Origin of the sequence: Dactylosporangium sucinum (assembly GCF_014647515.1) — a bacterium.
In the GTDB taxonomy this organism is placed as follows: Bacteria; Actinomycetota; Actinomycetes; order Mycobacteriales; family Micromonosporaceae; genus Dactylosporangium; species Dactylosporangium sucinum.
The window spans coordinates 116,123-138,018 of sequence record NZ_BMPI01000028.1 but is presented as its reverse complement, the minus strand read 5'-3'; the positions used below and the strand labels follow the sequence as shown (position 1 = coordinate 138,018).

The following is a 21,896-nucleotide window of genomic DNA, read 5'->3' as shown; positions in this document are numbered from 1 at the left end:
TCCCCGGGTGCGGGTTTCCGCACCCGCTGATACCTGCTGGCAGGTATACCGACCTCACCCCTTTCATCCCCTTTTCGGAGGTTTCGGAGGGCTGCCTGGCTGTGCGGCCGAACTGCACCTGGCCGCGCGTGTCAATCCCCGTCCTGAGCGCGGCGCTCGTCGACCGCCGCGCTGAACAGGTCCCGGGCCTCGGCATCGCCGTCGAGCTGGCGGTTGACCCGGTGGGTGACCTGCCAGCCCTGCGCGGTGCGGACGAACTCCCAGCGGTTGGCGCCCGTGCGCCAGATCCGGTAGCTGTCGGTCCCCTCGTCGCGAAGCACCAGCTGCGAGTAGGCGGTGGCGACGGCCCGATCGCCGTCCACCTCCAGGTGCGGCAGGCCCTGCAGGTGGGCGGCGCCGGAGTGGATCAGCCGCTGGTGCAGCTCGCCGGTGACCATGTCCGCGATGGCCGCCCGGCCGTGCAGCACCGCCGGATAGGTGTCGTAGACGCCGTCCTCGGTCCACAGCCGCGCGGCCGGGGCGGCCGAACCGCTGTCCACGGCGGGACCGTACGTGGCGAGGATCTGCATGAGGGCCAGCCGGTCCTCCAGGTCCCGCACTCGGCGCTCCAGCGCGGCGATCGCTTGTTCGTGCTCTGGCATGCCGTACCTCCTCAACGTGCGGTGCCGGCCGGCCACTCCGCCTGCGCGAAGAGTTGCCGGAAGGCCGCCAGCTGTTCGACGCAGTGCTCCGCGCTGCGGTGGCGCAGGACGATGTTCATCATCGTGGCCCCGGCCGCGTGCAGCTGCTCGACGTGGCGGCGTGCGCCGCCGGGGTCCTCGATCGGGTCCAGCGGCGGCGGCGTGAGGATCACGTCGAAGCCCTCCGGCCGGTCGACCGCGGCCAGCATGGTGGTGATCTGCTCGATCGGCAGGCCGAACGGAACCCAGGCGTCGCCCAGTTCGACGGCCCGGCGCAGCGAACGGCGGGTGTATCCGCCGATCCACAGCGGTACCCGGCGCCGGGTTGCGTGCGGATCGATGAGGAAGTCGCGGAACCGGTAGTGGGTGCCCTCGTACTCGGGCAGCGGCTGTCCCCAGGCGGCGCGAAGGGCCCGGATCGCGTCGTCGGCGGCGGCGCCGCGGCCGTCGAAGTCGGCACCGAGCAGGGCGAACTCCTCCTTCAGGCTGCCCACCCCGAGCCCGAGGACCACCCTGCCGCCGCTGAGCCGGTCGAGGGTCCCGTAGCGCTTCGCGATCTCCAGCGGGTGGTGGTAGCCGAGCACGAGGACGTGGGTGGCCAGCCGGATGTCCGTCGTGCGCGCCGCGACAAAGCCCAGCGTGGCCAGCGGGTCCCAGTAGGTGCCGTTGGCCCGCGCGGCGATCCTGGCCGGCACGCCGACGTGCTCGCTGCAGGTGAGGTGGTGGTAGCCGAGCCGGTCCGCCGCCTCGGCGACCTGGACGAGCTCGTCCGGGCCCGCGCCGGTCTCCCAGGCGCTGAACTGTCCGGGCGGGCGAAAGACGACGGGACTGAGGATGCCGAACCGCATGCACCACCGTACCAAGCGCTTGCTTGGTTCGGTAGAACGTCGAGCGTTGCGGCTTCGGATACCCGGAACGGGTTGAGCGGCACGGCTGGGGGAAGGGCGCCGCAGACGAGCAGCAGGAGAAGGGCCGACACCGTGGATACCGATCAACAGACCAGCGCCGCGATCGAGGAGCACTGGCGAGCGTCAGAGGCGGGCGAGATCGAGGCGGAGCACGCCGTGTACGCCGAGGACGCGATCCTGGACTACCCGCAATCCGGCGAACGGTTCCGCGGCCGCGCCACGATCGCCGCCCAGCGCGGCGCCCACCCCGCTGACCGCCACTTCACCGTGCTGCGCATCAGCGGCAGCGGCGACCTGTGGGTGAGCGAATGCGTGATCACCTACGACGGCGCGCCCACCTATTCGGTGAGCATCATGGAGTTCGCCGGCGGCCGGGTCGTGCACGAGACCCAGTACTTCGCGGCCCGCTTCCCGGCGCCGCAATCCCGCGCAGGGCTCGCGGAGCGGATCCCGGGCTGAACGCCCGTTGCCGGGCTCATGAGCCGGCCGCTGTGGTCGCATCGCTGCCCAGGCGGCCCCAGTAGGTGAGGTCGCGCCAGGTGGACCGCCGGTGCGGGCCCACGGGAGACGGTTGCGTCGTGGCGGCGTGACCGAGGCACACGACCATTTCGGGGCTCCACCGGGCGGGCAGGTTGAGGACCGTGCTGACGGCGGCTCTGCTGAACGAGGTGACCGGTCCGGACCCGAGGCCGAGCGCGTGGGCGGCCAGCATCATCGTCTGCGCGGCGGTGCCGACGTCGATGAAGAGGCCGCTGCTCCTTGCCGGCAAGCCGTACTCCACGGCGCGTGCCACGTCGATGCAGATGACGACGGCCGCCGCCGGGCGTTGGAGCATGCCGGGTGAGACCATGCGCAGCACGCGCAGCGTCGCGTCATCGTCGATCACGACGAGACGCTGCAGGCGGCGGTTGCCCGCGTTCGGGGCGTGCGCGGCGGCGTCCAGGATCTGCTCCAGTTGCTCACGACGTACCGGCTCGCTCGTCATGGCGCGCACGGCTCGGCGCGTCCTGATGACCTCGAGCGCGTCGCGGCTCACCCGGCACTCCGATCGATGCCGTACCGCGCGACGAGGTGCTCGGCGAGGGCGCGGCACATGGCGTCCAGCGCGGCCGCATACCCGTCCGGGTCGGCCGAGCGCGTCGCCGTCTGCGGCACGCGCTGGATCGCGCCCTCCAGCAGCGAGCGCGTCTCGGGCGACACCCGAGGCGCCAGGTAGCCGGCGAGCCGCTGCGCGGCGGTCAACAGCCGCAGCGGACCGTACTCCGCGGCCTCGTCGAGCTGGGTCCGGGCGGCGGTGACGAGATAGGCGAGCAGCTCGAGCGCCTCATCCTCGGTGAGCACCATCGTCGTTCTCCTCGGTCACCCTGAACCCGCCTCCGGCGGTAAGGCGTGAACTACCCAGCAGGGTCCCGTCCACACCCGTCGAGCGGGCCGTTCGTCACGCAGGCGGACGCACCGGTGCCCACCCGGGCCGGCTTCGTGGTGGAGAAACGGGCGGCCGGGAGTCCAGGTGGACGGGGCCTGGCGGCTCAGGCGCAGCAACGCCGTCGACGCGGCGGAAAATGTAGAGGCGACTCTAATATTAGACTTGGCTATCATCATGGAATGCCCCTGCATGAGTACCTCTCGTTCCGCGATGGTGAGCTGTTCCTCGACGAGGTGAGCGCCGGACGGATCGCACGCGAGTTCGGCACCCCGGTCTTCGCCGTGTCCGAGACGCAGCTGCGTCGCGACACCCGGCGGTGGAGGCGTGCGCTGGAGGATGCGTGGCCGGACGGCCCGGTCGCGCTGCTGCCGGCCTTCAAGGCCAACACCTGCCTGGCGCTGCGGCATGTGCTCAACGGGGAGGGTGTCGGGTGTGACACCTTCGGCGAGCACGAGTTGCGGGCCGCGCTCTCGACCGGCGTCGATCCCGCCTGCGTGTCGCTCAACGGTACGAACAAGTCCGCGGAGGCGATCCGGCTTGCGATCGAGCACGGTGTGCGGATCACGCTCGACAGCCTCCGCGAGGTCGACCTGGTCCTGGCGCTGACCGGCAGCGCGCCCCGGCCGGCGCTCGTGCGACTGCGGCTTCGTCCGGGCGGCGAGACGCTCGCCGGGCCGAGCGACTTCTCCGACCGCGGTGACTCCATCGCCGGGCTGGCTGCGGCGTACCGCCCCGGTTTCGCTCTGGCGGACGCCGAGCGGGCGGCACGCTCGATCGTGGACTCCATCGGGGCGCGTCTTGTCGGGACCCACGTGCACCTCGGCCGGCATACCACGAGCCTGGCGACCTGGGTCGGCGTGGTCAGCGATCATGTCCGCCAGATCGCGCGGATCTCAGCCGCCTGCGGTGGTTGGCGTCCATCGGAGATCGACCTCGGCGGTGGATACGCGGAGCGGGGCAGTCCCGTCGGAAAGGCGATCGCGGGTCGGGAAGCCCCGCCGGAGCCGCCGTCGCCGGAGCAGTACACCCGGGTCATCGCACAGACCGTGCGCTCCAGCCTGCGGCAACACGGCTTCGACAGCAAGGGCGTCGCGCTCCAGCTCGAGCCCGGACGGGCCGTCTACGGGCCGGCCGGCGTCCATCTGACGCGGGTGGTCAACGTCAGGTGTTCACCCGAGCGTCCTGATCGGCGGTGGGTGGAGCTGGACACGACGGAACAGTTCCTCGCCGATGTGGTGCTGGAGCACGCCCGCTACCCCTTCGTCCTCGCCGGCCGCGTGTCGGCGGCCCCTGCCGCGCCGGTCGACCTGACCGGAGCGAGCTGCGGGTTCGACATCATCGCGGCCGGCGTCCCCGCGCCGGGGGACGTCGCGGCCGGCGATCTCGTCGCGCTCCTCAACACCGGTGCCTACGTCGAGACGCAGACGACGAACTTCAACGCGTTTCCCCGGCCCGCGACGGTGCTGGTCAGCGGCGACCTGGCCGAGGTGATCCGCCGGGCCGAGACCCCGGCGGAGGTCTTCGCCCGCGACCGGATTCCCGCACGGCTGACGGGCCGCTGACCCGGCGTTCGCTCAGCCGCCGACGGCGTTCCGGGCGAAGGCGATCGCCCGGTCGAGGTGCGCGAGGTGCCCACCCTCGTCGCCGAAGCCGTGGCCGCCTTCGAACCAGTGCAGCTCGAACGGGTGGTTCCGAGCGACCAGCCGCTCGGCGTACGCGACGACCTGCCCCGGAGGCGTGCGGGTGTCGTTGCTGCCCTGCCACAACAGGATCGGAGCGCGGACCTCGTCGACGTACGTGAGCGGGGAACGCTCACGGTAGAGGTCGCCGTGGGTCTCGGGCGGCCCGCCGAAGAGCATCTCGTCGAGGCGGCGCATCGCCAGCGGGCTGTCGTGGTGGGTCAGCTCCCAGTCGGCGAGGACGACCTCCCCGATGCCCGCGGCCCACAGCTCCGGTTGGCGTCCGAGCGCATAGAGCACGAGGAAGCCGCCGTAGGACTCGCCGTTGATGAGGATCTCACCGCCGACCGAGATTCCCTCGTCGACGAGCCACCGGTGAGCGGCGGCGAGATCTTCGAGCTCCCAGTGGCCGACATCGCCGTGGATCTGCTCCTCGAACGCGCGGCCCCGCCCCGACGAGCCGCGATAGTTCACCGTGAGATAGGCGAAGCCGTGGTCGACCCATGCCCGGGCCGCGGGTGTGAACTCGTCGGCGACGCTGACGTGCGGGCCGCCGTGGCAGTGCACGACCGCGGGGAACGGGCCGGTGCCGGTCGGGCGGGCGAGCCACCCCTGGATCTGCGTACCGTCGCTCGACGGGAACACAACGTGCTCGAACCCGGCACGGTCCGGTGACCCGTCTCCACCGAGCAGCACCCGGTGCCGGGACGGCGCGTGCCAGGCGATCAGCCTCAGCGGGGACATGCCGTGCTCGTGCGACGCGAGCACCGAGCCGCCCGCGCCGAACTGTGACGTGCGCAGGTACGGCGAGCGGAAACTGCCGGTCGGGAGGTCGAGTCGCTCTCGTTCGCCGGTGCGGAGGTCGACGCGCTCGAGCCACTGCGCGGAGAGCAGTTCGACGCAGAGGAGGGCGTGGCGCCCGTCCGGCGACCAGTCGAGCGGGACCACCGTCGCCGCGGTCTCCTCAAGGAGCTCGACGATGGTGTCGCCGACGGGATCCCAGACCAGGACACCCGATCGATCACCGGCTCGCTGACTCGCGATGAGCACCCGCTGATCGCCCGGGTGCGGCGAGAAGCAGACGGCATTGGCCGCGCCGGGCGACGGCAGGATCAACCGGCCGAGGACCGCACCGGTCGCGGTGTCGTAGGCGGTGACGGCGAAGCGCCGGGTGCCGGGCGCATGGTCGGTGGTGTCGAGCGTGGCGACCGTACCGTCGGCCGAGACCCGGCAGTTCCACGCCTCGTGCACCGTCCGGACGAGGTGCCGGGGCGAGGCCACGGGCGTGCCGCGGGCGGGGAGACAGACCAGGTCGTAGCCCTCGTCGGTGACGATGTCGAGCACGAGCGTTTCGCCGTCCGCGCTCACGTCGGCACCGCGCAGCGCATAATCCGGCAGGCCCGGCGTCATGTCGCCGATCGCGTTCGTGTCGTCGAGCGTCACGCGATGGACGTGGCCGAGCTCGTTGCCTCCCTCGTCGGCGAGGAAGAAGGCGGAGGTCGCGTCGGCGGCGACCCATGCCGAGTCGATGAACCCGTCGGTGGGCACGCCGAGCCGGCGGACCTCCCCGGTGGTGAAGTCGCACGCCGCGAGCTCGAGCCGGTGCTCGTCCTGCAGCGCCGCGAGCCCCCGCGACCGCGCGGTCTTCGCCACCTGTACCCATCTGAGGCGAGGCGCGAGGAACCCCGCACGCCAGTCGCCGGTCACCGGACCCTCACCTTCGACAGCTCGGACAGCAGCGCCGCGGCGATCTTCGGTGCCGCGAGATACCGATGCAACTCGATGTTTTCGTTGGGAGCGTGGTTGGCCTCATCGGCGTTGGCAAAGGGCACGCCGATCGACGGCACGCCGAGGATCTTCGTGAACACGTAGTCGGGAAGGCTGCCGCCCATGGCCGGCACGAGGTAGGGATCCTCGTTGTGGACGAGTCGCAATGCCCGTCGGATGGGTTCGACGAACGCTGAGTCGAGGTCCGTGCGGGACGGCTCCATCGCGCCACGCAGCGTGCAGCGAACGTTGGGGGCATGGCGGCGCACGTGGTCGGCGATGCGCCCGAACGTGGTGTCGGCCGTCATCGCATCGACCAGCCGGACGTCGCAGACGGCTCGCGCCGTGGCCGGGATCACCGCGCGGTCGGCGCCCGAGGAGCCGGTCTCGAACCGGCTGATCGTGAGCGTCGGATGCGCCGCGAGCCGATCGTAGAACGGTCGCTCGGCCGGCTCGTCCCAGAGGCCGATGCTGAGCGCCGCGAGCTGTTCATCGTCGACGGGAAGGGCTTCGAGCGCGCGCGCCTCGGCGCCGCTGAGCGGAATCACCTCGTCGGTGAAACCGTCGATCGTGATCAGCCCACGGTCGTTCTTCATCGACGCGAGCAGGTGCACCAGCTCCCAGGCGGGATTCCGCCCGACCCCGCCCCAGTTCCCTGAGTGCAGATCGACGGCCGCGCCCTGTGCGATCAGCTCGAACTGGACAATGCCGCGCACCCCGAAGTTCATCGTCGCCCGTCCGCTCTCGTGCACCGGACCGTCGCTCCAGACGACGAGATCGCAGGCGAGGAGACCCGCGTTGCGGCGGACCAGATCGGCGAGGTTCGGGCTGCCGACCTCCTCCTCGCCGTCGAGCAGAAGGGTGACATTGCAAGGCGCCGAGCCATGAAGGCGGATCCATGACTCGATTGCCAGGAGGTGGGCGAGATGCTGGCCCTTGTTGTCGGCGGTGCCCCGGCCGTAGATGCGACCGCCGTGCACCGTCGTCTTGAACGGTTCGAACAGCCAGTCATCGGCGCTGCCCGCGGGCTGCACGTCGTAGTGGCCGTAGATCAGCACGCGGGGCGCGCCGTCGACCTGCGGACCGCGCAGCAGCACGGCGGGCTGGCCGCCGGTCTCCAGCAGCCTCGTCTCAAGGCCCCAGGCGGCCGCGCGACCGCGGATGTGGTCGGCCGCTTCGCGCACGCCCCGGTCTTCGGAGCTGACCGAGGGAATCGAGACGTACCGGTCCAGCTCGGCGAGATGGACGTCGTGACGTCCATCGAGGTCGATGAGCACGCTCTGGAGATCGGCCACCGCCGGTTCACCTCCGCGATCGAATTGTGGAGTGGACTCTAAATATCGCCTGTACTACAGTCAAGGTTCCGCCGTCGGGATGCTGAAGCCGGCTCCAAACCGAACGATGCGCTCGGCCGCGAGTTCGTTCGAGCGGATGAGGTGGGCATTGGAAGAGCCTGGCCTGCGCGAGAGGCAGAAGCAGCTGCGCCGGCTCGCCGTGCTCGACGCGGCGCGTCAGCTGTTCGGGGAGCGCGGGGTCGACGCGACGACGATCGAGGAGATCGCCGGGCGTGCCATGGTCTCCCCGGCCACGATCTACAACTACTTCGTCTCCAAGAACGACCTTCTCCTCGCGTTGTTCGAGCATGAGTGGTCCGACGTGGAGGTCCGGCTGGCGAAGATCACGCTGCGGGCGGGTGACGACGCGGTCACCGCGATGACCCGGTTCGTCGAGGGGTACAACCGCATCGACGAGTCGTTCGGACCGCCTCAGCTGTGGCGGCAGCTGATCGCCGCGTCGTTCACCGCGTCGGCCGAGGTGCGCACGTCGTACCAGCAGATCAGCGACCGCTTCGAGACCATCCTGGCCGAACGTCTGCGGCGCCTCGTCGCGGCCGGCCTGCTTCGTCCCGACACTGACATCGAAGCGCTCGCCCGGTCGCTCAGCGCCATCGCCGACGCCGACTTCCACCGCCGGGTGCGCCTCCGCGAACGCTGGACGAGAGCGACCTCGGACGTTCTCCGACGACAGATCCGCCAGGTCCTGCAGACCTCTACCTGAGGCACCGCGTCGGCCGCGGCCGACGGCAACCTTGCGGTTGTGCGTCCGGCACATCGACCGCGGGACCGATGTGGTGAAAGTTGCGGTCCGGCGGCCGAATACGCGTTTCGGCGCCGTCGCCGAAGCAAGATAGGAGGTGGCGCCGAACCGGCGTTGCGCACGTCCGGTTGACCGTGAGGACAAGCCGAACGGCATCGAGAGGAAGGACAGGTGTCGTGAGCATTGCCCGCCGCCTGGCCGATCTGTTCCGGATCAAGGCCAACAAAGCCCTCGACCGGGCCGAGGACCCCCGCGAGGTGCTCGACTACTCGTACGAACGCCAGCTGGAGATGCTGACGAAGGTCCGCCGCGGCGTGGCCGACGTCGCCACCAGCCGCAAGCGCCTCGAGCTGCAGCTCGCCCAGTTGCAGCAGGCCGCCGACCGGCTGCAGGAACAGGCCGCGCAGGCCGTCGACCTCGGCCGCGACGACCTCGCCCGCGAGGCACTGACGCGCCGGGCCGCCCTCGTCACCCAGATGGGGGATATCGCGGCCCAGCGTGACGGGCTGAACGCCGAGGAGGCCAAGCTCACCACGGCCGCCACCAGGCTGCAGGCTCGGGTGGAGGCGTTCCGCACGCGCAAGGAGACCATCAAGGCCACCTACACCGCGGCCGAGGCGCAGACCCGCGTGGGTGAGGCGGTCTCCGGCATCTCGGAGGAGATGGGCGACGTCGGGATGGCCGTCCAGCGCGCCGAGGACAAGACCGCCCAGATGCAGGCCCGCGCCGGCGCGATCGACGAGCTCCTCGCCTCGGGCGCGATCCAGGACGCCACCGCGACGACCGCCGGCCGCGACGACCTGCAGGCCGCGCTCGACGCGGCGCGCGGCGACCAGGGGGTCGACCGCGAGCTCGCGGCGCTCAAGGCCGGGCGGCCGGCGCCGGCCGTCGGCGGCCGCCCGGAACCCCGCGCCGTGGGCGGGAGGCAGTCGGACGAGGAGGCCCAGCGATGATCATCCGGATTCTCGGGGAAGGCCAGTACGACGTGCCGGAGTCCGCGCTGACCGAACTCAACACGCTCGACGCCTCGGTGCAGACGGCCGTCGACGCCGGCGACACGACCGCGTTCCGCGCAGGGCTGGGCGACCTGCTCGCCGCCGTCCGTGAGCGCGGCACCCACGTGCCCGACGACGTGCTGACCGTCTCCAACCTGGTCCTGCCCGCGCCCGACAGCGAACTGGCGGATGTGGCCGCGCTGCTGGGCGACGAGGGCCTCATCCCGGGCTGAGGAGCAGGCGATGCGCACACGGTTCCGCCCCGACCGCCAACTGACCGCCCGCATGGTGCTGACCGTGTTCCTGCTCGGGCTGGTGTACGTGGCGTTCGTCGCCGTGCTGGTCGCGCTGCTGAAGTCGTGGGTCGCGATCGTGGTCATAGCGGGCGGCCTGCTGGCCGTCCAGTACTTCTGCTCCGACCGGATCGCCCTGGCGGCCATGCGCGCCCGGGTCGTCGACCCGCAGCAGGAGCCCCGTCTGCACGGGATCGTCGACCGGCTGTGCGCCGCTGCCGACATGCCCAAACCGCGGGTCGCCGTCGCGGACACCGACCTGCCCAACGCGTTCGCCACCGGGCGCAACACCGAGCGCGCGGTGGTGTGCGTGACCACCGGCATCATGCGGCGCCTCGACACCGACGAACTGGAGGGGGTCCTCGCCCACGAGCTGTCCCACATCGCACACCGCGACGTGGCGGTCATGACGATCGCGTCGTTCCTCGGCGTCGTGGCCGGCATGGTCACGCGCTTCATGTTCTACTCGCAGATGTTCGGCGGGCGCCGCCGCGGGGCCGACCAGACGTACCTGCTGGTCGTGCTGGTCATGCTCGTCTCCGCGGTGGTGTACACGCTGAGCTTCCTGCTGATCCGGGCCCTGTCCCGCTATCGTGAGCTGGCCGCGGACCGCGCCGGCGCGACGCTGACCGGCCGTCCCTCCGCGCTCGCCTCGGCGCTGACGAAGGTGACCGGCGAGATGGCCCGCATCCCCACCCGCGACCTGCGCACCGCTCAGGCGTTCAACGCGTTCTTCTTCACCCCCGCAGTCGGGGCGAGGCCGAGCCTGTCGACCCTGCTGTCCACGCATCCGAGCCTGCAGCAGCGGCTGGACCGGCTGGCCGAGATCTCGACCGAACTCGGAGAGGCGGCACCGAGCGCATGAGATTCCTCGACGCGTTGCTGGGGCGCACGAGGCCGGTCCAGCCGGACCTCGACGCCCTGTTCGGGGTGCCGGCCGCGGCCACCACCCTGCAGGCGGCCCTGGACCTGGTCCCGACCGGCGTCGGCGCGGTCTGCTTCAAGCCGGCCGAAGGCCAGGCCGCCACGCAGGCCCAGACCGACGCGGTCGCGCTGCTCTCCGCGGACGCCGCCGGGAATGTGGCCGTCAGCCAGGACGAGTACGGCTACACGTGGATCGCCAGCCGGCACGAGAGCAGCGACCTGGCCGGCCTGGTGACGGACCTGCACGCGGTGAACAGCACCCTCGCCGACGCCGGCTACGGGCCCAGCCTGCTGTGCACGATCATCGGGTTCGTCGGGGCCGCCGACAGTCGCCGGCTCGGCCTGGTCTACCTGTTCAAGCGCGGCACGTTCTACCCGTTCGCACCCACCGGGGCCCACACCCGCGACAACGCCCTCGAGCTGCAGACCCGGGCCCAGCTCGGCGGCGAGCTTCCCGTCGAGACGGACCTCGGCCGCTGGTTCCCGATCTGGACCACTCCGGCCCTGTAGGCGCGGCTTCCCGACACATCGCGCCGGCAACGCGGAGCCCGCGCGACGGGTAGGATCACCGGATCTGTGCCGGGAGCGACGAGGGAAACTTGTGCGGTTCGGGATCCTGGGGCCGTTGCTGGTCTCCCGCGACGGCGAGCCGGTCGCGGTCGGGAGCCCGAAACAGCAGGCGCTGCTGTCCCTGCTGCTCCTGCGGCCAAACCGGCTCCTCACGGCCGACTGGCTGGCCGACGCGCTCTGGGACGGCTCGCCGCCCTCGAGCGCGCTCGTGACGCTGCGGACGTATGTCGCAGGTCTGCGCCGCGCCCTCGAACCCGGTCGCGGGCCGCGCTCGCCGGGCCGGATCGTGCGCTCCCACACCGGCGGCTACGAGCTGTGCGTATCGCCCGAGGCGATCGATGCCGTGCGGTTCACCGCGCTCGCCGAGAAGGGCGCCCGGGCGCTCGCCGACGGCGATCCCGGCACGGCCGAGCGGTGGTACGCCGAAGCCCTGGGCCTGTGGCGTGGCGACCCGGCCGTCGCCGACCTCGCCGCCGTGCGTCCCGACGTCGCCCGCCTCACCGAGGCCCGGCTGACCGCGGAGGAGGGCCGGCTCGCCGCCGCCGTGGCCGGCGGGCGCCACGGTGCGGTGCTGCCGGACCTGCGGCGCTTCGTCGACGGGCACCCGGCGCGGGAGGCGGGACGCGAGCAGCTGATGCTCGCCCTGTACCGCGCCGGCCGGCAGACCGAGGCGCTCGAAGTGTTCGATGCGGGCCGTCTGCTGCTGGCCGACGAGTTCGGCGTGGAGCCCGGCCCGCGGCTGCGCGAACTGCACCGCCGGATCCTCACCCACACGGTTGCGCACGCGCCCGCGCCCGCTCCGGCGGGCGGGACGCGCCGGACGTCGCTCGTGGGCCGCGATGCCGAGCTGGCCCGGCTGGCGCAGCTGCTGGCGGCGGCCGGCCGCGACGGCGGGCGCATCGCGACCATCGTCGGCGAGCCCGGCATCGGCAAGACCAGCCTGGCCGCCGCGGTCGCGGACGGAGCCGCCGCGGCCGCGATCCCCGTCGTGTGGGGCCGCTGCCCCGACCTCGGCGAGGCGCCGCCGTTCTGGCTGTGGACGCAGGTCCTCCGCGGCCTCGCGGTACTGCCGGGAACCGACGAACCCGGCGCGAGCACGGCGCTGTCCGGCTTCACCGCCGAAGCGGCGAGCGGCGCCGACGGGCCGGACCCGGCGGCCCGGTTCCGGGCCTATGAGGCCGTCGCCGGGCTCGTCCACGCGGTCGCCGAGCCGTCCGGCCTGGTCGTCGTCCTCGACGACCTGCACGCCGCGGATCCCGACTCGCGGCTGCTGCTGCGGTACCTGGCCACCACCGTCCACCGCAGCCGGGTGCTGGTCGTCGTCACGTCGCGGCCGTACGACCACGACGCCGGGCTCATCGCCACGCTCGCCGACCTGGCCCGCGCCCCGGGCGGCGGGCAGCTGCGGCTCGGCGGCCTCGGCACGGCCGCGGTGGCCGACCTGGTGCACGACCGCACCGGCGCGGCCCCGGCCGCCGGGCTCGTTGAGCGGCTGGTGCACCGGACGGGCGGCAACCCGTTCTTCCTCACCGAGCTGCTCGCGTCCGCCGGCCCGTCCCGGGATCGGGACGCGTTGCCCCCGAGCGTGCGCGACGCGGTCCTGCTGCGGCTGCAGGCACTCGACCCGGCCACCCGCGAGTGTCTCGACCTGCTCGGCGTCGCCGGCCGCGAGCTCGACCTGCGGCTGCTGAACTCGGCGAGCGGCACCGACGCGGCCGAGCTGCTGGCCGCCCCGGCCGCCGCGCACCTGATCGCCGGGGCCGGTCCGGGCGCGGTGCGGTTCCGGCACCCGCTGTTCGCCGAGGTCGCCTACGCCGAGCTGGCCGCGCCGAGACGGGCCGTCCTGCACGCCCGCCTCGCCGGCACCGCCGCGGGGATGCCGGGCCTGGGCGGGCTGACCCCGGCGGAGCTGGCCCGGCACTACGGGCAGGCGGTCGGGCTCGGCCACGGCGAGGACTTCCTGCGCTGGACGCGGCGGGCCGCCGACGACGCTACGTGGCGGCTGGCCTACGAGGACGCCCTCGCGCACCTCGACCGCGCCGCCGCCCGGCTCGCCCCCGACGCCGCCACCTCGCCGGACGCGGCCGAGGCCGAGCTCACGGTACAACTGCATCGCACCTCGCTGCTGCAGATCACCGTCGGCGTGGGCAGCGACGCGGTCGAACAGGCCGCGGCCCGCGCCCGGCGGCTGCTCCCGCTCGCCGGCCCCGGCGCCGACCTGCGCACGGCGCTGTGGACGCTCGGCGAGGTCGCCTGCAACCGGGCCGAGTACGCCATCGGCGTCGACCTGGCCCGCCGGCTGACCGGCGCCGCGCCGGACGACGACCCGCTGGTCGCCGCCGCCGGGCCGTACCTGCTCGGTGTCGTCGGCTACTTCACGGGCCGTCTCGCCGAGGCCGACGCGCAGCTCACCATCGCTGTCGACCGGCTGCGCACGGTCGAGCCGCGAAGGCTGCGCGGGCAGGTCGGGCGCACCCCGACGCTGTCGCCGTACAACTTCCGGGCGCTGGTGCGCTCGCTGCGCGGCGACCGGCCGGCGGCGCACGCCGACCTGGCGGCCGCGCGGCAACTCGCCGAGCACGCCGACGATCCGTACGGCCGGGGCAACGCCGTGCTGTTCGCGGCCTGGGTGGCCCTGCAGGAGCGCGACGCCCCGGCGGGCCGCGAGGCCGCCCGGCGGTGCCGTGAGATCGGCGAGCGGCAGCACATGCCGCACTTCGTCGGCATCGGCGACTTCCTGGCGGACTGGGCGGCCGTCCACGACGGCGAACGGGCGCGGCTCTCCGCGATGCGGGCCGCGGGCGAGGCCATCTACCGGCACGGGCTGCGGTCCACGCGCACGATCACGACCGCCGCGATGGCCGACGCCTACCTCACGGCCGGCGATCCGGCGACCGCGGCGGCGCTGGCCGACGGCGGGCTCGCCGCGGCCGAAGCCGTCGGCGAACGGGTGCTCACCGCCGAGCTGCGCCGCGTGCGGGGCCTGGCCCGCGGCGACGACCGGGACGTGCGGCGCGGCGCCGCGATCGCCGCCGAGCAGGGCGCCGGGCTGCTGGTGAGCCGCTGTGGAGACCCGCCTCCACAGGATCTCCACAGCCGTCGTCTTCGCTAGGCGGCATGCATCCTGACGTCGTCGTGGTGGGCTGCGGGCCGGTCGGCGCGCTCACCGCCAACCTGCTCGGCATGCGCGGCGTGCGCACCCTGGTCGTCGAGCGCAGCACCGCGCCGCACCAGCAGCCCCGCGCGTTCTCCTGCGACGACGAGGCGCTGCGGGTATACCAGCAGGCCGGGCTGCGCGACGAGGTGGCCGCCGACATGTACCCGCCGCCGGTCGTCGACTATGTCGACGGCAGCGGCCGGCCCTTCGCCACGGTCGCCCTCGACGAGATCGACTTCGGGCTCGGCAGCGAACCCCTGCACTTCTTCGACCAGCCGCGCCTCGAGGCGTCGCTGCGCGCGGGCTTCGACCGGTTCCCGCACGTCACCCTGCGCACCGGCGTGGAGCTCACCGACCTGACCCAGGACGGCGACGGCGTCACGGTCGGGCTCCGCGACGTCGCGACCGGCGAGGCCACCACGGTACGCGCCCGGTACGTGCTGGGCTGCGACGGCGCCCGGAGCACGACGCGGACCGCCGCCGGCATCCAGCTCGACGGCGCGTCGTACGAGGAGCCCTGGCTGGCGATCTCCGGCGACGTCGCGCCCGGCGGGGTCCGCCAGCCGCGGACCCGGTTCGTCTGCGACTGGCGCCGTCCCGCGTTCGTCTCGCCGGGCGCCTTCGGTACCCATCGCCTGGAGTTCATGCTCCGCGACGGCGAGACGCCGCAGGAGATGACCCGGCCGGAGACGATCGCCCGGCTGGTGGCCCCGTACGTCGATCCGGAGCGCTTCACCGTCACCCGCGCCATCGTCTACACCTTCCACCATCTGGTCGCCGAGCGGTGGCGCAGCGGACGCGTGCTCCTGCTCGGCGACGCGGCTCACCAGATGCCGCCGTTCCTGGGCCAGGGCCTGTGCAGCGGCCTGCGCGACGCCGCGAACCTCACCTGGAAGCTCGCGCTGGTCCTCGACGGCGAGGCGGGCCCCGACCTGCTCGACACGTACGAGGCCGAGCGGCGTCCGCACACCGAGGAGATGGCGGTCACGAGCGTCCGCATGGGCAAGGTGTTCCTGGTCCGCAACCGCTACGCCGCCGCCGCGCGCGACGCGGTGCTCCGGGCCGTCCAGGTCGTGCCCCGGGTCCGCCGTTTCGTGCGCCACTTCGAGTTCAAGCCGGCCCCGGCGTTGCGTACGGGCATGCTGTCCGGCGGCGTTCGCAAGGGCCCGATCGGCACGATGTTTCCCCAGCCGGAGGTCACGACCCCGGGCACGGCGACCCCGCGCCTGCTGGACGACGTGCTGGGACCGGCCTTCACGGTGATCGGCCCGGGCGTCGACGCACGGACGGCGGCCGCCTGGGCGGGCCCCGCGGCGACCTTCGTCCGGGTCCTGCCGTCCGGTTCGGCCGGCTCCCCGAGCGCCCCGGCCCACGACGTGGTCAACGTGGTCGACGTCAACGGCGTGCTCGGCGAATGGTTCGACCGGCATCGGGTCGACCTGGCGGTGCTACGCCCGGACCGATTCGTCTACAGCACCACCGCGGACGCCGTGCCGCTGCGCCCCGCGACCGTTTAGGGGGTCTGTCAAGGTTTCTGTCGCCGAGCCGCCTGGCTGCCCCTGCGACCCGCCGAGGGCATTAGGGTCGACGTTTCGGTTCGCGGGCGGGAGGGTGACCGGGATGGCGGTCCGGGTGGAGGTGCGCCGCACCGGCGGCATCGGCGGCGGAGAACGGCGCAGCACGCTGGACAGCGCCCTGCTGCCCGCCGCGCGGGCCAGCGAGCTGGCGTCGCTGGTCGCCGCGCTGCCCTCGCCGCCGGAGGGACTGCCGCAGCCACCGCCGCCGCCCGACGCGCTGCGCTACGACCTGCGGCTGGATCGCGGCGGGCGCGTGCAGACGTACGTGTACTTCGACAACAGCCTGCCCGCCGCGGCACGGGAACTCGTCGAGTACGTCATGGCCAGAGACGCGTGAGGCCGTCGACGCGCCGGCGAGGCGATCGGGCGACGTGAGACGGCCGCTGTCCCGGCATGCGGTGCCGGCCTGGATGGTCGAGCGTGCCACGCGGTTCCGGCTCGCCGGCGACTGGCGGGGCGCGTGTGCGGCCGCGAACATCGACATCGGCTTCGACCTCTCGTGGGTCGCGCGCAGGAAGGGCGTGGACCAGGCGCGTCTCGTCGACGACCTCCGCCATCTGGCGCCCGACCTGCTCCGCTGGCACCTGCCCCGGCACGGCGGCACCGGGCTGCTCAGCCCGCACACCTGGCTGCCGCTCGCCCGCTACGGCGACTACGAGCTCTCGGCCCACCTCCCGGCGCACCTTCGCGGGCCGCAGCGGGTCACGCTCCAGGTCGAGCCCGGATACCTGGGACACCGGGGCCGGCGCGACGACAGCCTGCTGCACCACCGCGACCGCTGGGACGCCCGCCGCACCGGTGAGCTGCTGACCCGGTGCGGCGGCGTGACCCGGCTGCCGTTCTTCACCACCGGCGGCGCGCGGCTGACGCCGGGCGGCGACGATCCCGAAGGTCGCATCGAGCGCATCCTCATGCTCGCCGATGCCGGGCGGCACGCGGAGTCGTGGGCGGCGGCCGGCTTCGACGTCGAGGTTCGCCTGTTCGACCCGGGCTGGGACCGCGAGCGGATCGACCCCGCGGCCTTCGACCCCGGGCGTTCCCCCCAGGAGCGCGAGCGGATTCGCCGGCGGATCGTCGAGCAGTCCCTGGCGCAGACCCGCCCGGCCCTGACCGTCCTGGCCGGCCGGGCTCGCCGCATCGCCGAGGCGGACCCGGCCGGGCTCGTGCGGATCTACCTGCGCAACCACCGGTGGGCCGTACTCGATCGCCTCGACGGCCCCCGTCCCCGGGCCCGGATCGTGTCGTCACCCGTCCGGCCCGCCGACGAGGCCGTCCCGTCCCGCCAGCCCGGCGAGGCCGTGGTACGGCGGGAAACCGCCGAGTTCGGGCTCGCGCTGAGCCGGATTCCGGTCCTTCCCAGGACGCTGACCGACTGGCCCGACGAGCTGGCGGCGCTGCGCTCGGGGCGGCTGGAGCCGGACGACCTGCATCCGCTCGTCGCGGCGGTGCTGTTCCCGGCTCGGACGCCGAGGGCGCCGGCCGCAACCGGCCTGCCCCGGACGGTTCGGGTGGAGTGCGCCGGCACGACGCACCAGGTCGCGATGCGCGACGGCGAGATCGCCGTCCCGCACCCGCCCGCCGAGCTCGATCGGGAAGCGATGCTGCGGGCGCTGGGCGGCCGAGCGCAGGGCTGCTTCGCCGCACGGCTCGGCTGGCGCCGGCCCGACATCCGGATGCCGCACCGGATGCGCGCAGTCCGCGCGCGGCTGATGCGGATCGTCCTGCACGGCGACGGCCCGGCGGTGGCGGCGCTGCTCGACGCGGGGCTCGACCCGCACGTCCGCGACGAGGACGGCCGGACCCTGCTGCATCTGTTGCCCTGGCTGTCCGGCGCGGACCTGCTGCCACGGCTGCTCGCCGCCGGGCTCGACGTCGACACGCCGGACGCGGAGGGATCGGCACCGTTCGTCCACGCCTGCCGGCACGGCCCGGAAGCCCTGGTCCGCCAGCTCCTGGCGGCCGGTGCCTCGGCCGATGCCCGCGACCCAAAGGGGTATCCGGTCATCATTCGCGCGGAATACAGTCATCTCTGGCGGCGGCGGGTCAGCGCCGAACAACCCCGGGAGGTCGGGACCACGTGAACGACGGCGCTCGACAACTGGCCGACGAGCTCGACCGGGCCGCCGAGACCCGGTCGGTGGCGCTGCGCAACGTCGCGCTGGAGCCCGCCTCGCACGATCTGCTGCGCACCGACGCCCGGTTCGCCGGCGTGCGGCGGATCACGCTGCACGACAACCGGCTCGGCGACGACGGGGCGGCGGCGCTGGCGGCCAACCCCGCCCTGACCGCCGTGGCCGAGCTGGAGCTCGTCGGCAACGGGATTGGGGAGGCCGGCATCCGCGCGCTCACCGGCGGCCGGCTCCGCGACACCGTGACCCGGCTCGACCTCAGCGGCAACCCGGTGACGCGCGGGGGTTTCGGGGCACTGGCCGACGCGTCGATGCCGGCGCTGCGGGAGCTGCTGCTGCGCGACGTGCGGTGCGCCGGACTGGACACACTGCTCCGCGCGGCCGCACTCGACAACCTCACCCTGCTCGACCTGACCGACAACGACATCGCCGACTACGACCGCGAGTACTTCGACTGGGGCGGCCCCGCCGTCTTCACGATCCCGGCGGACGAGGTGTGCGTGGCGCTGCGCGAGCGGCTGGGCGCGCGCCTGCGCCTGTGACACCCTCGCCCGGCGACCGTCGTCATGGCGCGAGCGTCGTGGTGCCGGGTTGGTTGAGGTACGCGAGCACGGCCAGGACCCGCCGGTGACCCTCCTCCGACGTGGGCAGTCCCAGCTTGTTCATGATCGAGCTGACATGCGCCTCGACCGTGCGGTCGGTGAGCCAGAGCCGGCGGGCGATGCCGATGTTGGTCAGGCCCTCGGCCATGAGGGCCAGCACGTCGCGTTCGCGTTCGGTGAGCGGGGCGAGCAGCCGGTCGCTGCGCTGTCCGCCGACGAGCCGGCGCACCACCTCGGGATCGAGGGCGGAGCCGCCGGCACCGATCCTGCGTATCGCGTCGAGGAAGTCGTCGACGTCGAGGACCCGGTCCTTGAGGAGGTAGCCGAACCCGCCGTGCGCGACGAGTTCGACGGAGTGCCGGGTCTCGATGTGCTGGGAGAGCAGCACGATCCCGCAGCGGGGCCGGGTGGTGCGGATCCGCCGAGCCGCGCGGGCGCCGTCGTCGGTGCGGTCGGGGGGCATCCGGATGTCGATGATCGCGAGATCGGGCTCGGTCCGCTCGACCGCTTGCAGCAGGGACGGGGCATCGTGGGCCTTCTCCACCACCTCGTGGCCCGCGTCGGCCAGCAGGCACGCCAGTCCCTCGCGAAAGAGCGCGGAATCCTCACCGATCACGATTCGCACGGCAGCACCGCCTCCACCGTGGTACCTCCGGCAACGGGGCTCACGACCCGCAACCGGCCGCCGGCCGCGGCGACCCGGTCGGCGAGACCACCCAGGCCGGATCCGGGGCGGACGACCGCGCCACCGGAGCCGTCGTCACGCACCCGGACGGTCAGCCGTCCCGCGTCGCGGCACACCGTGACGCCGATCGTGGTGGGCTGCGCGTGCTTGACGGCATTCGTCGCCGCCTCGGTGACCACGTAGTAGGCCGTCGTCGCCAGGTCGTCGGGGATCGGGTCGGCCGTGCGCAGCTCCAGCGTCACCGGGATCGGCATCTGGCTCACCATCGCGCCGAGCGCGCGGTCCAGCCCGTCGTCGAGGCTGCTCGGCCGCAGCCCGTGCGCGATCTGCCGCAGCTGCGCGACGGCGTCGCCGAGCTCGGCCACCGACTGGTCGAGCAGGCGGTCGACGTCGACCGTGCCGTCGTCGAGGTGGCGCTGGGCCAGCCGAAGGCGCATGCCGAGCGCGACGAGCCGTTGCTGGGCGCCGTCGTGGAGGTCCCGCTCCAGCCGGCGCCGCTCCTCGTACCCCGCGGTCAGCAGCCGGGCCCGGCTGGCCTCCACCGCCCCCAGCGCCGAGGCCAGCTCCGCCCGCAGGCGGACGACCTCGACCAGCAGTGAGCTGGCCGAGGCCACCTCGCGGAGTAGTTCCCGGCTCGCCCCGCCGCTCGCCGCGACGACGCCGATCTCGTTGCCGCCCAGCCGCACCGCGGCCGACCGCCCGGACGGGGCCCGGTCCGGCTCCACCGGCCGCCCCGCCGTGTCGAGCATCGCGGCCGACCCGGGCAGCCGGTAGCCGACCCGCAGGCTCGGATCGCGCAGGGCCGTGCGCAGGACGCTCTCCAGCTGCTCGGGCCGGGCGCTGCCCGCGTCGGTCCGCTGGCGCAGCTCCTCGATCGCGGCGATGGCCGCCTCCCGGGCCGGGTAGAGCCGGTGGTCGACGAAGCGCTGCAGGCGGTTGCGCATCGGCGCGAGCGCGGCGGCGCAGACCGCGGTCGCGGCCGCGGCGGCCACCGGCGAGCCACGGCCCGCGCCGAGACCGACCACGAACGACGCCGCCGTGTAGAAGGCCAGCAGCATCGCCGTCGCGAGGGCATAGGTCGCCGTCGCGCTCAGTGCCCGATCGACGTCGTACAGGTCGTGCTTGAGCAGGGCGATCGTGGTCGACGCCGGGATCGCGAGGTAGGTCGCGATCAGTCCGGCGAGGCCGAGCTCGGGCCGGCCGAACACCAGATAGCCGGCCCAGCACAGCAGGAGGGTGATCGGCAGGAAGCTCGCCCCCAGCACGAACCACTTGAGCTGGGCCCGCTCGACGGCGCCGCCGGTGCGGCGGTACCGCACGATGATCGACGCGAGCGACGCGACGAGCAGGCCGAGGAAGATCGGCAGCAACGCGAAGGCGAACGTCTCGATGGCGCCCTGGACCTCGGGCGACGCGCGGAACGCCTTGGGCACGCCCGGATACCGGGGCTCCGGGGTCGGGTCGAAGGCCGCCGCCAGGATGAACAGCACCGGCACCACCAGGAGCCCGGCGACCACCCAGCGCCAGCGCGGTCCGGGCACCCGGCCCTCCGGCACGAGCAGGAACAGCAGGGCCGGCGGCACGTACAGCAGCATCCAGGCGCCACGAGCCAGGTCGACGTAGACAGCCGCCAGCGGCAGGCGCGGGTCGACGGCGAGGGCGGCCGGGTACAGGTCGCTGACGGCGACCCCGACGAAGGCGGCGCCCGTGCAGACGAGCAGCAGGCCGACCACGTTGCGGGGGCGGCGGGTGGCGACCGTCAGGCCGAGGAGAACGGAGGAGAGCCCCAGCACTTCGCCGACCGCCAGCTCCACCGTGGCGGACCCGTCCCGGGCGATCGCCGCCAGGTAGATCCCGAACCCGGCCAACGCGAGCACCGCCGCCCCGGCGAGGTACGCGATCAGCCGCTTCCCGTACATCGCCCCACCGTAGCGGCGCCCGGCGGCGGCACGAATACGTGCCAGCACGGAAATCTTCCGGGAGCTGGCACGGATCCGATCCGCGGCCGCGACCCGGACGCTGTGCCCATGCAACGGTCAATCTCCCTCACCGTCGGCCTGGTCCTGTCCGGCCTGCTCGGTCTCGTCGATGTCGTCTCGCTGCCGCTCGGCGCCGACGGGCCGCCCATGGCGGTGCTCGTGATCGGCGCCGCGCTCGGTATCGGCACCGTCGCCGGTGTCGTGCTCGCATGGCCGAACCGGTCCCGGGCCGGCGCCGTCACCGTCATCGTCACCCGGCTGCTCTCCGCGCTGACCGCCGTGCCCGCGTTCTTCGTCGCCACGACGCCGGGCGCGGCCCGGGTCGCCGCCGCGGCCGGGATCGTCGTCACCCTGCTGTGCGTCGCCCTGGTGGCTCCCGCCCTCCGCGCCCGCCCCGCCTAGACCACCGGCCCCGCCGGGCAACCCGA

Annotated in this window: 21 protein-coding genes; 13 read left to right on the top strand and 8 right to left on the bottom strand. The window is 73.4% G+C overall.

The window, feature by feature from the left end:
- Positions 1-131 precede the first annotated feature (131 nt).
- Positions 132-641: a nuclear transport factor 2 family protein gene (locus IEZ31_RS27335; RefSeq protein ID WP_190252850.1), complete on the bottom strand. Its 510-nt coding sequence runs from the start codon at positions 639-641 to the stop codon at positions 132-134.
- Positions 642-652: 11 nt separating this feature from the next.
- Positions 653-1,528 carry an LLM class F420-dependent oxidoreductase gene (locus IEZ31_RS27330; RefSeq protein WP_190252849.1) on the bottom strand — a complete coding sequence of 292 codons (876 nt, stop codon included), beginning with the start codon at positions 1,526-1,528 and terminating at the stop codon, positions 653-655.
- Positions 1,529-1,660: 132 nt separating this feature from the next.
- Here IEZ31_RS27330 and IEZ31_RS27325 point away from each other — a divergent pair, with 132 nt between their 5' ends.
- The gene (locus IEZ31_RS27325) at positions 1,661-2,047 is read left to right on the top strand and encodes a nuclear transport factor 2 family protein (RefSeq protein WP_190252848.1); all 387 of its coding nucleotides are present in this window, start codon (positions 1,661-1,663) and stop codon (positions 2,045-2,047) included.
- Positions 2,048-2,063: 16 nt separating this feature from the next.
- On the opposite strand, the gene IEZ31_RS27320 is transcribed toward IEZ31_RS27325, so the two are convergent.
- Together IEZ31_RS27320 and IEZ31_RS27315 are read right to left on the bottom strand one after the other, a co-directional pair.
- Positions 2,064-2,624: a nitroreductase family protein gene (locus IEZ31_RS27320; RefSeq protein WP_190252847.1), complete on the bottom strand. Its 561-nt coding sequence runs from the start codon at positions 2,622-2,624 to the stop codon at positions 2,064-2,066.
- Positions 2,621-2,932, bottom strand: a complete 312-nt coding sequence (locus IEZ31_RS27315) for a DUF6092 family protein (protein ID WP_190252846.1) — start codon at positions 2,930-2,932, stop codon at positions 2,621-2,623. The genes IEZ31_RS27320 and IEZ31_RS27315 overlap by 4 nt, the downstream gene beginning before the upstream one ends.
- A 261-nt stretch (positions 2,933-3,193) precedes the next feature.
- On the opposite strand from IEZ31_RS27315, the gene IEZ31_RS27310 reads away from it, so the two are divergent.
- A complete protein-coding gene (locus IEZ31_RS27310) occupies positions 3,194-4,576 on the top strand; it encodes a diaminopimelate decarboxylase family protein (protein ID WP_190252845.1) in 1,383 nt (460 codons plus the stop codon).
- 12 nt (positions 4,577-4,588) lie between these two features.
- On the opposite strand, the gene IEZ31_RS27305 is transcribed toward IEZ31_RS27310, so the two are convergent.
- Together IEZ31_RS27305 and IEZ31_RS27300 are read right to left on the bottom strand one after the other, a co-directional pair.
- Entirely contained in the window at positions 4,589-6,346 is a 1,758-nt protein-coding gene (locus IEZ31_RS27305) for a prolyl oligopeptidase family serine peptidase (protein ID WP_190252844.1), read from the bottom strand.
- A gap of 50 nt (positions 6,347-6,396) precedes the next feature.
- Positions 6,397-7,755, bottom strand: coding sequence for a M20/M25/M40 family metallo-hydrolase (locus tag IEZ31_RS27300; protein WP_190252843.1), 1,359 nt, complete (start codon positions 7,753-7,755; stop codon positions 6,397-6,399).
- Positions 7,756-7,891: 136 nt separating this feature from the next.
- Here IEZ31_RS27300 and IEZ31_RS27295 point away from each other — a divergent pair, with 136 nt between their 5' ends.
- From IEZ31_RS27295 to IEZ31_RS27250, 10 genes are all read left to right on the top strand, one after another.
- On the top strand, positions 7,892-8,518 hold the full coding sequence (locus IEZ31_RS27295; RefSeq protein ID WP_190252842.1) for a TetR/AcrR family transcriptional regulator: 627 nt from the start codon (positions 7,892-7,894) through the stop codon (positions 8,516-8,518).
- Positions 8,519-8,733: 215 nt separating this feature from the next.
- Entirely contained in the window at positions 8,734-9,510 is a 777-nt protein-coding gene (locus IEZ31_RS27290; protein WP_190252841.1) for a PspA/IM30 family protein, read from the top strand.
- Positions 9,507-9,785, top strand: a complete 279-nt coding sequence (gene pspAA, locus IEZ31_RS27285) for a PspA-associated protein PspAA (RefSeq protein ID WP_190252840.1) — start codon at positions 9,507-9,509, stop codon at positions 9,783-9,785. Before IEZ31_RS27290 ends, pspAA begins: the two co-directional genes overlap by 4 nt.
- Before the next feature lie 10 nt (positions 9,786-9,795).
- A complete protein-coding gene (gene htpX / locus IEZ31_RS27280; protein ID WP_190252839.1) occupies positions 9,796-10,710 on the top strand; it encodes a zinc metalloprotease HtpX in 915 nt (304 codons plus the stop codon).
- Positions 10,707-11,279, top strand: coding sequence for a PspA-associated protein PspAB (gene pspAB, locus IEZ31_RS27275; RefSeq protein WP_190252838.1), 573 nt, complete (start codon positions 10,707-10,709; stop codon positions 11,277-11,279). Before htpX ends, pspAB begins: the two co-directional genes overlap by 4 nt.
- 91 nt (positions 11,280-11,370) lie before the next feature.
- Complete coding sequence (locus IEZ31_RS27270) at positions 11,371-14,451, top strand: ATP-binding protein (RefSeq protein WP_190252837.1); 3,081 nt, start codon at positions 11,371-11,373, stop codon at positions 14,449-14,451.
- Positions 14,452-14,456: 5 nt separating this feature from the next.
- Complete coding sequence (locus IEZ31_RS27265; protein WP_190252836.1) at positions 14,457-16,013, top strand: bifunctional 3-(3-hydroxy-phenyl)propionate/3-hydroxycinnamic acid hydroxylase; 1,557 nt, start codon at positions 14,457-14,459, stop codon at positions 16,011-16,013.
- A 103-nt stretch (positions 16,014-16,116) separates the two neighbouring features.
- Positions 16,117-16,410 carry a protealysin inhibitor emfourin gene (locus IEZ31_RS27260; protein WP_190252835.1) on the top strand — a complete coding sequence of 98 codons (294 nt, stop codon included), beginning with the start codon at positions 16,117-16,119 and terminating at the stop codon, positions 16,408-16,410.
- A gap of 34 nt (positions 16,411-16,444) precedes the next feature.
- Positions 16,445-18,154, top strand: coding sequence for an ankyrin repeat domain-containing protein (locus tag IEZ31_RS27255; RefSeq protein WP_190252834.1), 1,710 nt, complete (start codon positions 16,445-16,447; stop codon positions 18,152-18,154).
- The gene (locus tag IEZ31_RS27250; protein WP_190252833.1) at positions 18,151-18,744 is read left to right on the top strand and encodes a hypothetical protein; all 594 of its coding nucleotides are present in this window, start codon (positions 18,151-18,153) and stop codon (positions 18,742-18,744) included. Before IEZ31_RS27255 ends, IEZ31_RS27250 begins: the two co-directional genes overlap by 4 nt.
- A 22-nt stretch (positions 18,745-18,766) precedes the next feature.
- Here the strand turns inward: IEZ31_RS27250 and IEZ31_RS27245 are convergent, their stop codons facing one another.
- Positions 18,767-19,420 carry a response regulator transcription factor gene (locus IEZ31_RS27245; protein ID WP_308429445.1) on the bottom strand — a complete coding sequence of 218 codons (654 nt, stop codon included), beginning with the start codon at positions 19,418-19,420 and terminating at the stop codon, positions 18,767-18,769.
- Positions 19,417-21,408 carry a sensor histidine kinase gene (locus IEZ31_RS58255; RefSeq protein WP_190252831.1) on the bottom strand — a complete coding sequence of 664 codons (1,992 nt, stop codon included), beginning with the start codon at positions 21,406-21,408 and terminating at the stop codon, positions 19,417-19,419. The genes IEZ31_RS27245 and IEZ31_RS58255 overlap by 4 nt, the downstream gene beginning before the upstream one ends.
- Before the next feature lie 108 nt (positions 21,409-21,516).
- On the opposite strand from IEZ31_RS58255, the gene IEZ31_RS27235 reads away from it, so the two are divergent.
- A complete protein-coding gene (locus IEZ31_RS27235) occupies positions 21,517-21,870 on the top strand; it encodes a hypothetical protein (RefSeq protein WP_190252830.1) in 354 nt (117 codons plus the stop codon).
- Positions 21,871-21,896: the final 26 nt, after the last annotated feature.

Coding starts and splice junctions, on each gene's coding strand:
- IEZ31_RS27260 (WP_190252835.1), top strand. CDS start 16,117: ATGGCGGTCCGGGTGGAGGTGCGCCGCACCGGCGGCATCGGCGGCGGA.
- IEZ31_RS58255 (WP_190252831.1), bottom strand. CDS start 21,408: ATGTACGGGAAGCGGCTGATCGCGTACCTCGCCGGGGCGGCGGTGCTC.
- pspAA (WP_190252840.1), top strand. CDS start 9,507: ATGATCATCCGGATTCTCGGGGAAGGCCAGTACGACGTGCCGGAGTCC.
- IEZ31_RS27265 (WP_190252836.1), top strand. CDS start 14,457: ATGCATCCTGACGTCGTCGTGGTGGGCTGCGGGCCGGTCGGCGCGCTC.
- IEZ31_RS27330 (WP_190252849.1), bottom strand. CDS start 1,528: ATGCGGTTCGGCATCCTCAGTCCCGTCGTCTTTCGCCCGCCCGGACAG.
- pspAB (WP_190252838.1), top strand. CDS start 10,707: ATGAGATTCCTCGACGCGTTGCTGGGGCGCACGAGGCCGGTCCAGCCG.
- IEZ31_RS27335 (WP_190252850.1), bottom strand. CDS start 641: ATGCCAGAGCACGAACAAGCGATCGCCGCGCTGGAGCGCCGAGTGCGG.
- IEZ31_RS27295 (WP_190252842.1), top strand. CDS start 7,892: ATGAGGTGGGCATTGGAAGAGCCTGGCCTGCGCGAGAGGCAGAAGCAG.
- htpX (WP_190252839.1), top strand. CDS start 9,796: ATGCGCACACGGTTCCGCCCCGACCGCCAACTGACCGCCCGCATGGTG.
- IEZ31_RS27315 (WP_190252846.1), bottom strand. CDS start 2,932: ATGGTGCTCACCGAGGATGAGGCGCTCGAGCTGCTCGCCTATCTCGTC.
- IEZ31_RS27310 (WP_190252845.1), top strand. CDS start 3,194: ATGCCCCTGCATGAGTACCTCTCGTTCCGCGATGGTGAGCTGTTCCTC.
- IEZ31_RS27235 (WP_190252830.1), top strand. CDS start 21,517: ATGCAACGGTCAATCTCCCTCACCGTCGGCCTGGTCCTGTCCGGCCTG.